At 33.1% G+C, this 15,166-nt stretch carries 13 protein-coding genes and 1 riboswitch; of the genes, 10 read left to right on the plus strand and 3 right to left on the minus strand.

The features are described from left to right. Positions 1-31 precede the first annotated feature (31 nt). The 9 genes from QWC74_RS05325 (at position 32) to QWC74_RS05365 (ending at position 10,684) form a co-directional block, all read left to right on the plus strand. On the plus strand, positions 32-733 hold the full coding sequence (locus QWC74_RS05325) for an ABC transporter ATP-binding protein (protein WP_006784492.1): 702 nt from the start codon (positions 32-34) through the stop codon (positions 731-733). Then, positions 733-3,111, plus strand: coding sequence for an FtsX-like permease family protein (locus tag QWC74_RS05330; protein ID WP_006784493.1), 2,379 nt, complete (start codon positions 733-735; stop codon positions 3,109-3,111). The genes QWC74_RS05325 and QWC74_RS05330 overlap by 1 nt, the downstream gene beginning before the upstream one ends. 126 nt (positions 3,112-3,237) lie before the next feature. Next, positions 3,238-3,771, plus strand: a complete 534-nt coding sequence (gene pyrR / locus QWC74_RS05335) for a bifunctional pyr operon transcriptional regulator/uracil phosphoribosyltransferase PyrR (RefSeq protein WP_006784494.1) — start codon at positions 3,238-3,240, stop codon at positions 3,769-3,771. Between the two features lie 938 nt (positions 3,772-4,709). After that, complete coding sequence (mutY, locus tag QWC74_RS05340) at positions 4,710-5,798, plus strand: A/G-specific adenine glycosylase (protein ID WP_006784495.1); 1,089 nt, start codon at positions 4,710-4,712, stop codon at positions 5,796-5,798. A 56-nt stretch (positions 5,799-5,854) separates the two neighbouring features. Beyond that, positions 5,855-5,955, plus strand: a riboswitch (TPP riboswitch). A gap of 81 nt (positions 5,956-6,036) precedes the next feature. After that, positions 6,037-6,645, plus strand: a complete 609-nt coding sequence (thiT, locus tag QWC74_RS05345; RefSeq protein ID WP_006784496.1) for an energy-coupled thiamine transporter ThiT — start codon at positions 6,037-6,039, stop codon at positions 6,643-6,645. A 293-nt stretch (positions 6,646-6,938) separates the two neighbouring features. Next, complete coding sequence (locus QWC74_RS05350; RefSeq protein ID WP_006784497.1) at positions 6,939-7,139, plus strand: cold-shock protein; 201 nt, start codon at positions 6,939-6,941, stop codon at positions 7,137-7,139. 105 nt (positions 7,140-7,244) lie between these two features. Then, on the plus strand, positions 7,245-8,342 hold the full coding sequence (locus tag QWC74_RS05355; protein WP_006784498.1) for a helix-turn-helix domain-containing protein: 1,098 nt from the start codon (positions 7,245-7,247) through the stop codon (positions 8,340-8,342). Between the two features lie 121 nt (positions 8,343-8,463). Continuing rightward, positions 8,464-10,233, plus strand: coding sequence for a glycoside hydrolase family 13 protein (locus QWC74_RS05360; RefSeq protein ID WP_006784499.1), 1,770 nt, complete (start codon positions 8,464-8,466; stop codon positions 10,231-10,233). Positions 10,234-10,333: 100 nt separating this feature from the next. Continuing rightward, positions 10,334-10,684 (plus strand): SdpI family protein, encoded by a 351-nt coding sequence (locus tag QWC74_RS05365; protein ID WP_006784500.1) that lies wholly within the window; start codon positions 10,334-10,336, stop codon positions 10,682-10,684. Positions 10,685-10,766: 82 nt separating this feature from the next. Here the strand turns inward: QWC74_RS05365 and QWC74_RS05370 are convergent, their stop codons facing one another. Both QWC74_RS05370 and QWC74_RS05375 read right to left on the minus strand, forming a co-directional pair. Then, the gene (locus QWC74_RS05370; RefSeq protein ID WP_006784501.1) at positions 10,767-11,936 is read right to left on the minus strand and encodes a diguanylate cyclase domain-containing protein; all 1,170 of its coding nucleotides are present in this window, start codon (positions 11,934-11,936) and stop codon (positions 10,767-10,769) included. A gap of 204 nt (positions 11,937-12,140) precedes the next feature. Next, positions 12,141-12,305: a hypothetical protein gene (locus tag QWC74_RS05375; protein ID WP_006784502.1), complete on the minus strand. Its 165-nt coding sequence runs from the start codon at positions 12,303-12,305 to the stop codon at positions 12,141-12,143. Positions 12,306-12,481: 176 nt separating this feature from the next. On the opposite strand from QWC74_RS05375, the gene QWC74_RS05380 reads away from it, so the two are divergent. Next, entirely contained in the window at positions 12,482-13,282 is an 801-nt protein-coding gene (locus QWC74_RS05380) for a Cof-type HAD-IIB family hydrolase (RefSeq protein WP_006784503.1), read from the plus strand. A 47-nt stretch (positions 13,283-13,329) separates the two neighbouring features. Here QWC74_RS05380 and QWC74_RS05385 read toward each other — a convergent pair whose 3' ends face one another. Beyond that, complete coding sequence (locus QWC74_RS05385; RefSeq protein WP_006784504.1) at positions 13,330-14,802, minus strand: alpha-L-fucosidase; 1,473 nt, start codon at positions 14,800-14,802, stop codon at positions 13,330-13,332. Between the last annotated feature and the right edge of the window lie 364 nt (positions 14,803-15,166).

The raw sequence follows: 15,166 nt of genomic DNA on the forward strand, positions 1-15,166 counted from the left end.
AAGATGCTAAAACTGAGGTAGGTGAGTCATTGTGTTAATTTCTATTCGTGATGTTTCAAAAAGTTATAAAGTTGGTGAAATTCAAACTGATGCATTAAAGAATATAAATCTCAATGTAGAACAGGGAGAATTTGTCGTGATCTTAGGTCCATCAGGATCAGGGAAGTCAACACTTCTTCATGTTAGTGGAGGACTTGATGAGGTAAATCAAGGAGAAATTTTGGTGAATGGCCAACAGATTACAAATATGACCTCATCACAACTGACTTGTTTTAGACGTCAAGAGTTGGGATTTGTATTTCAACAGTATAACTTGATGCCAAATATGACTGTTCTTGAGAATGTAGAGGTTGGGGCAAGACTTAGTCAAAATCATTTAGATGTTCATGAAGTTTTAAAAGAAGTTATGCTAGAGGAGTATGTCGGACAATTTCCATATCAATTATCAGGTGGACAACAACAACGTGTAGCAATCGCACGAGCAATTGCTAAAAATCCATCTATTTTATTTTGTGATGAACCAACAGGGGCTTTAGATGAAGAAACAGGAAAAACAGTTCTTGAAGTGTTACAACGTATTAATGAAGAATTTAAAACAACGATTTTCTTAATTACGCATAATTTAGGAATTGCAGAGATTGCTGATAAAGTTGTAAGAATGCGTTCCGGAGAAATTATTGATGTAACTCAAAATCAAGATAAAAAACGAGCTAAAGAAGTGAGTTGGGTATAATGATATTTAAAAATGTATTAAGGACGATTCAGCAAAAGCCATTACAATTTTTTTCATTGATGATTCTCATTATGATGTCTTCTTTTACATATGTTTCATTAGAAACGGCAATCTCATCTGTTTCTTATTTTTTAGATGATTATGCCTCAAAAACAAATCAGGAAGATTTTTTAGTTGTTCTTTCCTCACCAACAGAACAGGCTATTCGTTCGATGATTGCACAAAAAGGAGTTAGTGTATCTGAATTAGCGAATTTAAGTAAATCTGAAATGATGAAACAGTATGAGTATAGTTTAGTTGATTATTATGAGGATAAGGTAGCGGCACTTGGTGAGCGATTTAATGCAACGATTGAAGGCCGATTTTATCGCGATATCGTCCAAGAAACCGATGATGGAACCTATACTTATCGAGTTGTAAAACAGACTGATTCGGTAAATTCAACTTATGTTGTAGCAGGTAAAATGCCTGAAAGTAGCTCGGAGATTGCAGTATTTAAACAATATGCAGATGCTAATGATCTCGCACTCGGAGATTCAGTTAAAATGAATGATGCTGAATATCAAATTTCAGCATTTATTGCAGTACCAGATTATATTTATCCTGTTTTTAGTTATGATAATCCGCTTTATGAAGCGGATCGTGAAACCATTGCGGTTGTCACAGATGATGTCTATGATACACTTTCACAAAAACAATGGGTTTTATACAGTGGTTATTTTAATGATGATGTGGATGTTGAAGAAGAAGTAGAAAAGATGGCTGGGATTTCTGGGGTTTCTCACGTGTTAAGCAAAAATCAAAATGTCCGTATTAGCACTGTATCTGGCGAGTTAATCGGAAATAAATTACTTTCTGCTACGTTTTCATCATTACTCTTAGTCATGTGTGTGGTTGTCATCGTTTTAATTTTGAAAAAAAGAATTAATGCAGATCGTATGCAAATTGGTGTTTTAAAAGCGATGGGATATAGTCGTTTAACAATTAGCTTAAATTATTTAACGTATCCGCTAATTGCCGCTTTATTTGGAACAGTTATTGGAAGTTTATTTGGTATTGGAGTTTCAGGTTATATTTCTTCTTCGTATATGGTGCATTATGTTGTGCCAAAGATTAGCACTTATTTTACGCCCCAAATTTTACTTGGGGGCATTGTTTATCCTATATTAATGGTCGCAGTCTCAAGTTTTATCATTTTATTGTTTTTACTTAGAGAAGCTCCACTAGATTTAATGAAAGAAAGCAGTCATTTAAAATTATCTAGAACTTCAAAAATTCTAGCGAAGCTATTATCTCCGTTATCATTTGAAACTCGTTTTAAATATTCTCTAGCTTTTAGAAACATGGGGAAAATTTTATCATTATTCATCATCGTATTTGTAGCGAGTATTTTCTTAGTTTTCGCTTCTATAGTATTTAAGTCAGTTGAAAATATTGTGGATAAAGCATTTGGTTCTGTTAATTATAATTATCAAGTTAAGTATAGTAAGTTAATAAATGAACCGCTGGGCATTACAGAAAGTCCGTTTATTGAGTATAATGCAATGCCTCTTAGCATGAAAAATAGTGAAGGAGAAGTGATGTTTGATGTCACAACTTCTTTTGTTGTCTATGGTATTGATAGTTATAACATTATTAATCCGTTATATAACGCAGCGGGTGAAAATATTACAAGAAAATCTCAACAAGGTTTAATTATTAATGAATTTATCGCAAGGGCCTATTCTTTAGAAATTGGCGATGTGCTAACGTTTGAAGCAAAAAATAAACAGATTAGTTATGAGGTTGTCGATGTTGTAGACCACTATAATGGTCCGATGATGTATGTAGATATGAACTTATTAGCTGATGATTTACACTTAGTCGAAGGATATTATAATGGAAAATGGACTGGGGATAGACCAAGTACAGAAGAAAATATTTCTTATATTTTTTCAATTAACGATTTAGAGCGTAATATTGAAATTGGAATGGAAATGATTCAAGTTTCTTTAAGTATCATGCTCATTATCTCAGTCGTGCTTGGAAGTATTATTATGATTTTAATTACTAACTTTATAATTGATGAAAATCAAAAACAAATTTCTATATTAAAGGTAATGGGATATACGAAAAAAGAAGTTTCTAAAATGGTTTTAACAATTTATCTACCATTTGTAATTGTTGCTTATTTAATTAGTATTCCAGTCACTCGTGGGACGATAGATTATATAATGAATCAAATTGCAGCTAGTCTTCCAATGGCGATTCCAACTGATTTTACGATGATACAGGCTATAAGTGGATTATTCATTATTTTATTTACCTACTTTATTGCAATGGGATGCTCAAAAGCTCAACTTGATCGTATTTCGTTACATGAAGTTCTTAAATATTAAGTTAAATAATTTGTTGAAATATTCAAAAACATACTATATTATGATATTCTAATGATAAAAGGCCGTTTATCACAAAGTTATGAAATGTGATGAGAGAGTTTCTAAGTAGAAGGAAGGGGTCTCTTGATGGAAAAAGTGTTATTTGATCATGATACGATTACGCGATCATTAAAACGTATCGCACATGAAATTTTAGAAAAAAACGACAATTTAAATGATGTTGTTATTATAGGAATCCGTACACGTGGAGCTTACTTAGCTCAACGATTAGTAAAGTTAATCGAAGTTTTTGAAGGGGTAGAAGTGCCACTTGGTGAATTAGATATTACAAAATATCGCGATGATATTACACGCGAAATGAAAGAAGTCATTGTGAACCAAAGTTCAGTTCCAATGATGTTAAATGGAAAAACGGTTATTCTAGTTGATGATGTTTTATATACAGGACGTACTGTACGCGCCGCTTTAGAAGCTGTTTTAGAATATGGGCGCCCTAAAAATATTCAACTCGCAACATTAATCGATCGAGGACATCGCGAACTTCCAATTCGTGCAGATTATGTAGGTAAAAACATCCCGACTTCTCATAAAGAAGTAGTTAAACTATATCTAACAGAACTTGACGACAAAGATGCCGTAATCCTATCAAAAGGCGAGTAATATAAAAAGCTGAGACAACTGTTTTGATACTTGGAAAAATGCAAGGAAGAGATGAAAAGGATTGTTTGAAATCCGGTCAGCACTTCCGATTTTTCTCAAGTATCAGGTTGTCGAAGCTAGATTGTATAAAAAGCTGAAAAGACCGCTTAAATGCGACTAAAAGTGCTTAGCCACCGCGTGTTTTAAAAACACAAGAGTGGATAAAACTTTATAGAGCATTTGGTCTTTGAGGCTAGATTAATAAAATCCCTCTGCATCAAATGTTTCTACCTTTCCTGTTAGTTAAGGAGAAACATTAATGCGCAGGATAATATGGATTAAAACTTCGCATAGCTCAGTTAGAGCTATCTAAAAATTTTCACGAAAAAACATAAAAAAGGTCTAAATACGAAGAATTATACATATTATGTAGAGAAGTGAGATGTGGCGTCACTTTCCCTTAAAGAGATTTTCTCTACTAGGGGGAATGAGTCATTTTCTTACCTCGATATCTCTCTTTTTGTATCATATAGTCCCTTTTGTTTTTTCAAGATTTTTAATGAAAGTTGTTAGTTGTTCAATTAGTCATTCTTTTTTGTTTGTGATTGATGGCTAACAAATAAAAAACACGCAAGTCGCTGGTCATGATTTGTGTGTTTTTTTTAAATGCTTAAATTTATAGTATTAATTATGGAATTTTGCAGGATAAAATCATTTGTTGTCAGTATTTGTGAGTAATTAAGACTAGCATTTTGTGTTGAAAATAGATATAATCTTTATTAAAGGTAATTGTAGTTGGGGTAAAAATGCTACAATTTATCATTTAATTCCTACAAAATTTAAAAAGCACCGGTTTCCTGCCAGGTGCTTTTTCTTTGTTTAAAATGCGAATTTTGTAGTATATTGTGTTTAAATTCAGAGTGTATCTGATAGACTAATATTATAAGTAGGTGATTAAGATGACTCAAAATTATATAGAGCATTTAAATATAGAACAATTTCAAAAGGATTTAATTGATTGGTATTATATTGTGAAGCGTGATTTGCCTTGGCGTATTAATCGTGATCCGTATCGTATTTTAGTTTCAGAGATTATGCTACAACAAACTCAGGTTGTTACAGTGATTCCGTATTATGAACGTTTTATGAAGCTTTTTCCAACCACAAAGGAGTTGGCAGAGGCGGATGAGCAAACATTGTTAAAGGCATGGGAAGGATTAGGTTATTATTCTCGTGCTCGTAATTTACAAGAGAGCGCAAAGATGATTGAAGCGATGGGCGGGTTTCCAACGACTCATGAAGAAATTTTAAAGTTAAAAGGCGTAGGTCCTTATACAGCGGGAGCTGTTAGTAGTATTGCTTTTGGTATCCCAGCTCCTGCGGTTGATGGGAATGTTTTTCGAGTAATGAGTCGAGTTTGTTGTATTTTTGAGGATATTGCGAAACCTAAAACTCGTAAAGTTTTTGAATCTGTGGTGACTGACGTGATAAGTCATGAGGATCCAAGTGCCTTTAATCAAGGATTAATGGAGCTTGGAGCGACAATTTGTACACCTAAATCTCCTAAGTGTTTGGAATGTCCAGTTCAAAAACATTGCCAGGCTTTTAAACAAGGGATTGATGATTTATTACCTGTTAAAACTAAGGCGAATGCTCAAGTTAAAACTAAGTTAGTAGTGGCCATTGTTGAAAACCAATACGGTGAGTATTTGGTAAATAAGCGACCGGATAAAGGACTGCTAGCAAATTTTTATGAGTTTATGAGTTTTGAATATGATGGGACGCTAGAACCTGCTGAGTTCTTGTTAGAAAAGTTATCCCCAGTTTGTAAAAATGTTGAGTCCATTCAAGCGATTGGAACATTTAATCATGTTTTTTCACATCGAATTTGGGAAATGGAAAGTTATTCAGTTAAAGTAACAACGGATATTACCTTGAGTGATGAGGTGGCAGAAAATAGTGGATTGTGGATAAGTTCTACAAGTTTACATGAGTATCCACTTGTAGCTGCACATCATAAGATTTTATCAGAGTATGATAAGTTATAGTTTTGTCGAGTTGTTTTATTTGACCGAATAGGAAATATGTGTTAAGTTAAAAGTGTTAATGATACTAGGGGTGCCTTACGGCTGAGAGTGTAGCGATACATAACCCTTTGAACCTGAACTAGTTAGGACTAGCGGAGGGAAGTAGACAGAATTTTTATTAAATGCTATTTTAATAAAATTATATTCTTATACTTTTAATTAAGCCGTAAAGCCTCCTTATAACAGGGAGGATTTTTTTATGCAAAATTCAAAAACGAAAAAATTAGTGGAAATGAGTATCTTAGTTGCCTTAGCATTCGTGCTTGACTATGTAGCTAACATTTATTCAGGATGGTTCTGGCCATTTGGAGGATCAATTTCAATTTCATTAGTACCACTTGCCGTTATTGCATTTCGCTATGGGTGGGTAGCGGGATTTTTAAGTGGATTTACAATGGGATTGTTACAATTGTTAACGGGAGCTTATATCATGCACCCAATTCAAGTGTTATTTGATTATCCGTTACCATATGCAGTACTAGGATTTGCAGGATTCTTTGCAAGTAAGGTCAATGTGGTTGAAGTGGGGCAACGTAGTCTTTATATTTGGCTTGCCACAGGAATCGGTTCAATTGCAAGATTAGCGTGCCATATTATTTCAGGTGTCGTATTCTTCGCAGACTATGCACCAGAAGGAATGAATCCAGTTGTATATTCAGTTGGTTATAATACACCATTTGTTTTAGCATCATATATTTTGAGTGCTATTATCTTAGTTGTTTTATATAAACGTTACGCGAATCAATTAGTTCGTATACAAAAAGAAAAAGTAGTGACTCCTTCAAGTGAAACAGCTGCATCAGTATAAAAAATTAGAAAAAGAGCAATTTTAATCAGATTGCTCTTTTTTATGTAGATGAATAATACTATTTAATTCGGAGAATGTAAAAAATAAATTTTAAGATAATAAATTTAGGATACTGTTGACATTATGTATGAGAGGGTATATAATAAGAGTATGTTAAGTAGTTGTCTATAGCTTTTAAAAATCATGAAATTCACATGTTATTAGAGATTATATTCTACCACTCAATGTAATCTGTAATAATACGTGAATTTTTTTACTTTCATTACAGAAATAAAATTTTAGGAGGTACCAATATGAAAGGTACAGTTAAATGGTTTAACGAAGAAAAAGGATTTGGATTTATCACTGCAGAAAACGGAAGCGACGTATTCGTTCACTTCTCAGCAATTAAAGCTGACGGATTCAAACGTCTTGAAGAAGGACAAAAAGTAACATTTGAAACTGCTGAAGGACAACGCGGACTTCAAGCTCAAAATGTTGTTGTAAACTTCTAATTAAGAGATTAATAAGAATTTATGAGAGACTTCATGTTTATGAAGTCTCTTTTTTTGTTTATCATGTATACTAGAGTTAATACTATTAAAATTGAGGGATGACTGATGCGAGATTTAAATGGATTATTAGAGAAGCAGAATTTAACGTTGCTTGGTTCATTAATTAAGGTAAATCGAATTCGTCAAAATATGAGTCAGCAACATTTAGCACAGGGGATTTGTGTGCCTTCTTATTTGAGTAAGATTGAGAATGGGGAGGTTGTCCCAAGTCTTGATATTATTGAGTCTTTGTTTGATGAGCTTGATATTAGATACTATAGCGATTCAAATTTTTTAAGAGAAAGTCGAGAGTTAATTGATGAGTTTTTTGATGAACTGAATTTAAATGGTTTTGTGAAGTCTGGTGAGATTTTTGAACGATTAGTAAAGCAAGAGGATAAGTTTATTCATTCTCCTTTGATTGTTGACTATTATTTAGTCCATTTTGCGAAGTTTTGTTCAACATCTGAGCGTGATAAGTTTGATGAGGTATTGATGATGATTCAATCTATTGAGCATTTATTAACGAATCATCAACGATTTAAGTATTATTTTTATTTAGGGTTAGATCAGTTGCTTTATTATCGCGATGCGACCTTAGCACGCGATTTGTTATTAAAGTCTACTAATTATGAAACAACAGGGCATTCTCTTTTGTATTTGGCGATGGCTTATTATAAGTTGTCGAGTTACTATGAAGCATTTGAATTTGCTGAAAAGTCGTATCAAACTTATTTGGATGAGGGAAATTTAATTGGGTTGATTGGCTTTTATCATTTTAAGGCGGTACTTTGTTATAAGGTAGGGAGTACTGAGCGCGCACTTAGACAGTATGAGCGCTCTGTGACTTATATGAGGAAGTTGAATCGTTTGGAGTTTTTGAAGGAGGCACAGGAGGGGCAGACTTTTATGTTAAGTCGATTGAATCAGTCGGATGAGCCTTTGGTGATTGAGGATACGATTACCTCACAAATCTTAACGCTTTGTGAAAATGGGGATAAGTCACAGCTTGATGAACTTCAAGATTTAATTACGAAATATAAGGAACAGGGAATGTCTAACTTATTGTATGATGAATGTTTATATGAATCAGTTATAAAGTTTTATGTACGAAATCGGATGTATAAAGACGCTTATTTATTAACTGGTGAGAATCATTTGTGAGAAAGTCTTGCTTTTAAAAGGTCTTTAATATAAATTTTAGCCCTTCATTTCTCATTGGCAGTACGATGAATATGAGGACTCTTTTTTGTATAATGAAGAAGTAAGAAGGGGGCAGCTAAAAATGATTAAACAAGCAATTTACCACCGTGCAAAAAGTGCGTATGCGTATGCATATGACAAAGAAACGCTTCATATCCGTTTAAGAAGTGCTAAAAATGATATAAAGGCAGTCAAGTTACTTGGAAATGATCCATATGATTGGCAACCTAATGAGAAAGGTGAATATGAATGGTGCTTAAAATCAACGCCAATGATAAAACAACATTCAACATCAGAGTTTGATTACTGGTTTATTGAAATCAAGCCAACGTATCGTCGTTTTAAATATGGATTTATTTTAAATGATGGGATAGAAGAATTATTATTTATTGAGCGTGGATTTTTTAGTGTTGAGGATGAAGTAATTAAGAAGGATGTTAATAGTTATTTTGCATTTCCGTATTTAAATGTTGAAGACGTATTTAAGGCACCAGATTGGGTACGTGATACGATGTGGTATCAAATTTTTCCTGAACGTTTTGCAAATGGAGATGATTCAATTAGTCCTGAGAATGTTCTTCCTTGGGGAGAGGGGGAAGTGACGATTGATTCTTTTTATGGTGGTGACTTACAAGGAATTGTGGATAAGTTGGATTATCTGCAAGAGCTTGGAATTAATGGACTTTATTTAACTCCGATTTTTGAATCACCGTCTACTCATAAGTATGATACGGTGGATTATTATAAAATTGATCCTCATTTTGGAGATGATGCTATTTTTAAAACGTTAGTAAATGAAGCTCATCAGCGTGGAATGAAAGTGATGCTTGATGCTGTCTTTAATCATATGGGATATCATTCACCTCAGTGGCAAGATGTTGTGAAAAATGGTGAGCAGTCAGAATACAAAGACTGGTTCTTCATTCATGAGTTTCCAGTTGTTGATGAGGAGGGGGCTCCGATTATCGGAACGTACGAAACTTTTAGCTTCACACCGTATATGCCAAAGATTAATACAAATCATAAAGAGGCAAAACAATATTTAATTGATATTGCATTGTATTGGATTAAGGAGTTTGGGATTGATGCCTGGCGACTTGATGTTGCCAATGAGATTTCTCATGACTTTTGGCGTGATTTTAGAAAGGCTGTTAAAGAGGCGAATCCCGATTTATATATTGTAGGAGAGACTTGGCATGATTCTTATGCCTGGCTTTTAGGCGATCAATTTGATGCGGTAATGAATTATCCATTAACGAAAGCTATTTTAGAGTTTGTGGCGACCAATCATATCGATGATCAAGGTTTTGTTGATACAATTGTTGAGGCACTTTATCGATATCCTGCTAATGTGAATGACGTAATGTTTAATTTACTCGATAGTCATGATACACCACGTCTTGCTACTTTAGCTGATGGATGTGAAGGTAAAATCAAGCTCGCTTATTTATTACTTTATTCGTTAATAGGGTCTCCGTGTATTTTTTATGGATCTGAAGTGGGACTTGAGGGGGATAATGATACTCGTTCACGTCAGTGTATGATTTGGACTGACGCTGCTTGTGAGATGCCTTATTTTACGCATTTAAAGCGTTGTATTGAGTTAAGAAAAGAGTATTCTGGGAACTTAGAGTTTATTTATCATCATCAAAATACGTTAATTTATAGAAAGTTTGATGAACATCATAGTATTTATTTTATTATTAATAATAATCCTTATCACCTAACGATTCCATTAATCCCTGAGCTAAAAAATAAGGAAGTTCATGAGTTGTATGGAAATCAGATTTTGTCATTTGATGAGACAGTAAGTTTGGATTCATATGGTTTTATGGTTGTGAAGGCACGCTAAGGCGTGCTTTTTTGTTTGAATTTGAAAGTATTTAAGGGTTAGGTCCATTCTCGTGGTATAATGTAATGGAAATATATTGATTTTAAAGGAGGTAGGGGTTATGCTAGAGTTTTCTGTGTTTATTGTTGGATTACTTTCGATGTTAATTGGTGTGGTTAATGTTTTAGAGTCGGACCAAGATATACGAAGGTTTGGATATCGAGTTAGATCAGTTTTACAAACAAAAGAATCATGGCAGTTTGCGAATAAAGTTTTTGGTGTGATGTTAGTTAGTATGGGGGCAATTGCTCTTGTGATTGGGATTATATTAAATTCATATATTCGATTACTGAGTCCTTTTGAGGTTGTGATGATTAATGTTTTGGAGTTAGTTGTGATTGTATTAATTTCAATGGCTGTAACAGAGATTAGAGTTAAACAATTATTTAATAAAGAAGGAAAACAAAAATAATATGATTGATGTAATAAGTTTAATAAAAAGGCCTACACTTAATTAGAGATAATTAAATGTAGGTCTTTATTTTGATTCAATTTTATTTCTTAAGATATAATTCGCCGTCAATGATACATTGATTTTGTCCTATTTTTTTAGATTCATTTAAAAAATGAGAAGCTTTATTATAATTAATTTCCTTTGAAGTTGTTCTATCTATTTGACAGGCACCGACATTAATCGTTATTTTTGGTGTGATGTTAATTTGATCTAGGTCAGAAAAAATATGACTAATAAACTTTTCAAGATTTTTTTGATTTTTATCCGTAAGAGAACAAAAGATACTTCCATCTAATCTGAAAAATAGCTCTTCTGAATAATTTAAAAGGATTTTTGATAATATTTTTAAATATTCGTCACCTTGTTGATAGCCATATAAAGTATTAATTAAATCAAGATTACTGAATTCTATTAATACTAAATAGTAATTATATTTAGAATCTTCAAAGATATTATTATAAACGGTATTAAATTTTCGGCGATTATACATTTGAGTTAAGGAATCTTCTACTGATAATTTAGTCATATTGATTATTTCTGTTATATCCTTGGCTACACATAACACGCCTTGATTTACCTTTTGTTTTAGTACCTGATAAGAGCGTCCTAAAAATACTTCAACGCCTGAGTAAGAACCGTGTAATAAAGTATCATTATCTCCACATTTACATTGATAATATAATTCTTCAGAAAGAATTCCCTTACGCACTAAATCCCAATCATTTAATCCTATTAGCTCATTCTCCTTAAGACCGACAAAGTCTAAATAACTTTGATTCGCGATAACATAGTTTAAATTCTCATCTTTAAAGAACATATAATCTTTTGAATGTTGTATCAGTTCAGTCAATAGCTCTTTTTTTCTATCATTAGAAAAATTAATGGATTTTCCCTCAACTAAGAATATGTTTTCGTGTCGGATAATTTTTATTATTAAATGTTGATCTGGTATTTGATAATAATTTGGAATGGTAATTTTCTTAATTGGAGAATGGAGTGGAAAATCTTTGATTTGCTTACTTAATAAACAAAATAAGCAAAGCTCTTTTTGACAATTTAGATGATGCAAGGACTCACCTAGGATGCTATCTTTATTTATATTAAAGATTTCTTCTGCTACTTGATTCGCATAAATAATTTTAAATTCATTATTAATAACTAATATTCCTTTAGATAAATGGTCTAGTATTTTATATTCTGAGTTAGACATGGTAATCACTTCCTAAATGATTTCTTTTATGAAATTGTAACACAGAATAAAAACGTTTTAAATAAAAATACTTTAATGGTATTTATATATACGTAGAAAATACAGGAGAAATTTAAATAGGTAATATATCTGTTATACATTCTTCATATTTGCATGACTTTTAATATCTATAAAGAGTATACAGATAAAATAAAAAAGAAGATTTCATTTAAAATCTTCTTGAGAATCGTGATGTGATGTTTTGGTCAGGAGAGAATAAAGTTTTAAAAAAGTATAAGTTAAAAGTGCTAAGACGATTGTCAACATAATTAATTCGATTGCAATAAATGTAAGAGCCTCAATCGGTGTTTCGATAAATTCGGTATTCATTGCTATCACCTCTTTAACCTCATTATGTCACAGATAAATTTTTTCATTCAAAATGACTTTTAAAATTTAGATACCAATTATTGTTACGTGTCGAAGGAAGAGGTTAAGTGTAGATTAAATGTCTTTTTTGTAGTATCCTATGTTTATCAACATTAGTTTGTAGGAGGATGGCCAGGATGGAGATTAAGGTTGCTTTTTTTGATGTAGATGGAACGATTGTGGATAATCATTCAACGCATTCGCATGGTTCAGATATGGAGTTAGTACCAGCGTCAACGATTGAGGCGATTAAATTATTAAAAGAGAATGGAATCACGCCTTTTATTGCAACAGGACGTTCTCCATTTATGATTGAGGATTTACTTGAGGGATTAGAAATTGATAGTTATATTTGTACGAATGGTCAATATGCTGTGATGCATGGTAAAGTGATTCATGAGGCACCTTATTCAGAAACTTTACTTGATGAAATTGTAGATGTTTCTAAGAAGCATGATATTCCACTTTTATGGATGCCAGCAGAGCATTATATTTTATCAGGTGCCAATCAAGAACTTTTATTATCAGGACTTGAGGCTATGAAGTTACCTTATCCTAGAATTCAAACAGATTTAGAAAAACCTGATTTTAAGGTGTATCAGATGGTAGCGGGAGTTACAAAAGAGAATGAGCATTTCTTTGAGTCAATTAAAGAAATTCGCATTGTTCGTTGGCAAGAAAATGGCGTTGATTTATTACCGTTACATGGTTCAAAAGCAACTGCTATACAAACGATTTTAGATAAAATCGGGTTGAAACCTGAGAATGCACTTGCGTTTGGGGATGGATTCAATGATATTGAGATGTTGCAAGCAGTTGGAATGGGTGTTGCAATGGGGAATGCTCATAAAGATGTTCAAAAGCATGCTAACTATGTCACAAAACCAGTTCATGAAGATGGAATCTACCATGCTTGTAAACATTTTGGGTTAATTTAATCATATAAAAAAGCATTAGCCGATATCAGGTTAATGCTTTTGATTTTTTAATCGAGAATAATTTTGAAAACAACAGGGAGCTCACTTTGAATAGTAGTTGTACTAATCTCAAGGGCATCCGTACTATGATTCCATTTGATTTTCTCGTCAAATCCTAGCGCAACAATATCTTTGATAATGCCGTGGAAGCATGGGACGAAACAAGGATCTTTTTTGGCAAAAGAGGTGAGTTTGACTTGTCCATTTTCAGGATAGTTTAGGACCGTTGCGTAGATGGCATTGTTGTTCACGGTGTATCTAATATCCTTAGGAGTGAACTTTTTGCTCGTTGTATCTGAAAATTGTCCTTCTGATACTTTGGTTGGACCTTCTGATGCGTACCGCCAAACCTTAGAGTCGTAAATGGCCTGGCCGTTGATTTTTAGCCAGTCTCCAATTTCGAGTAGGAGTTTTTTATCTTCTTCTGGAATTGAGCCATCTCCTTTTGGTCCGATATTTAATAGTAGGCACCCGTTTTTACTCACGATATCCACAAGGTCACAAATGATTTCGTTTGCTGTTTTATAGTCATTATCCTCAGTATATCCCCAAGAGTTTCTTGCAACAGACGTACAACTTTGCCATAAGTTTGGTTTGGGTTCATTAAATTGACCACGTTCCATATCGATAACAGCACTACCAAACATGAACGCATCATTTTTATAGTTAATAGCAACTTCTTCATTCCATTCATGTGCACGATTGTAGTAGTAAGCAGCGAATTTTTTGAGGTAGGGTTTAACAGCATGATGTTGAATCCACCAGTCAAAGTAAATGAGTTTAGGACGATATTTATCAACTAATTCACAACATCTGAGTAACCAATCTTCCAAAAATTCTTTTGTTGGGGTAGGTTCACTAAATAAATCATAGTGATCAGGCTCAGGCATGGCAGGCCAATAAAAATCGCCACACGCTAAAGAATCATTTATATCACTATCAAATTTTTTCCCCTCTCCCATGAAAAACCAATGCTCAATTCGATGAGATGAGGCACAGGCTTTAATACCTCGTTTTTCAAATGCCTGAGATAATTCACCTAAAATATCACGTTTAGGTCCCATTTCATATGAGTTGAATGGAGAGAGATCACTTTTATACATTTGGAATCCATCGTGATGTTCGGCGACAGGCATGACATATCGCGCCCCAGCTTTTTCAAATAAGTCTGCCCAAACTTCAGGATCAAATTTTTCAGCCTTAAACATCGGAATGAAATCTTTGTACCCAAATTCTTTTTGCGGCCCATATGTTTTAATATGATGCTCGTACTCTTTACTACCTTGAATATACATATTTCTTGAATACCACTCACTTCCAAATGCCGGAATAGAATATAGCCCCCAGTGAATAAAGATTCCGAACTTCGCTTTTTGATACCACTTTGCTACGTCGTATTGTTCAAGAGATTCCCACGTGTCTTTGAATGGTCCTTGTTCAATGACTTTATCAATTAGTTTAAGATAAGACTGTTTGTCCATATTGATCCCCCCTTTTATAGCGCTATCATCATTATATGAAAAGCGAATATAAATTTATATGGATTTTTATGACAAGATTAATATCTAGAGAGGATTTTATTTGAAAAATAATCTTAATTCACTAAAAGAGGATATTCCAGTCTATATGGTATATAATTACTTATTAGTATAATGATGACATGGAAAGTTTTTTTTCTACATCAATTCGTCTTTTTCTACATATTTTATACAAAGTATTTTAGTATTATGAAAAAGTAATGCAATGAAAAAAAGAGTCATAAAGCTTTGATTTATAACATAAGTTGTAGAGAAGTATGTTTAAACCATCACTAAAAAAAGAACCGATAGGGAGCTATCGGTTCTT

Source organism: uncultured Turicibacter sp. (assembly GCF_938044715.1).
Lineage (GTDB): Bacteria > Bacillota_I > Bacilli_A > MOL361 > Turicibacteraceae > Turicibacter > Turicibacter sanguinis.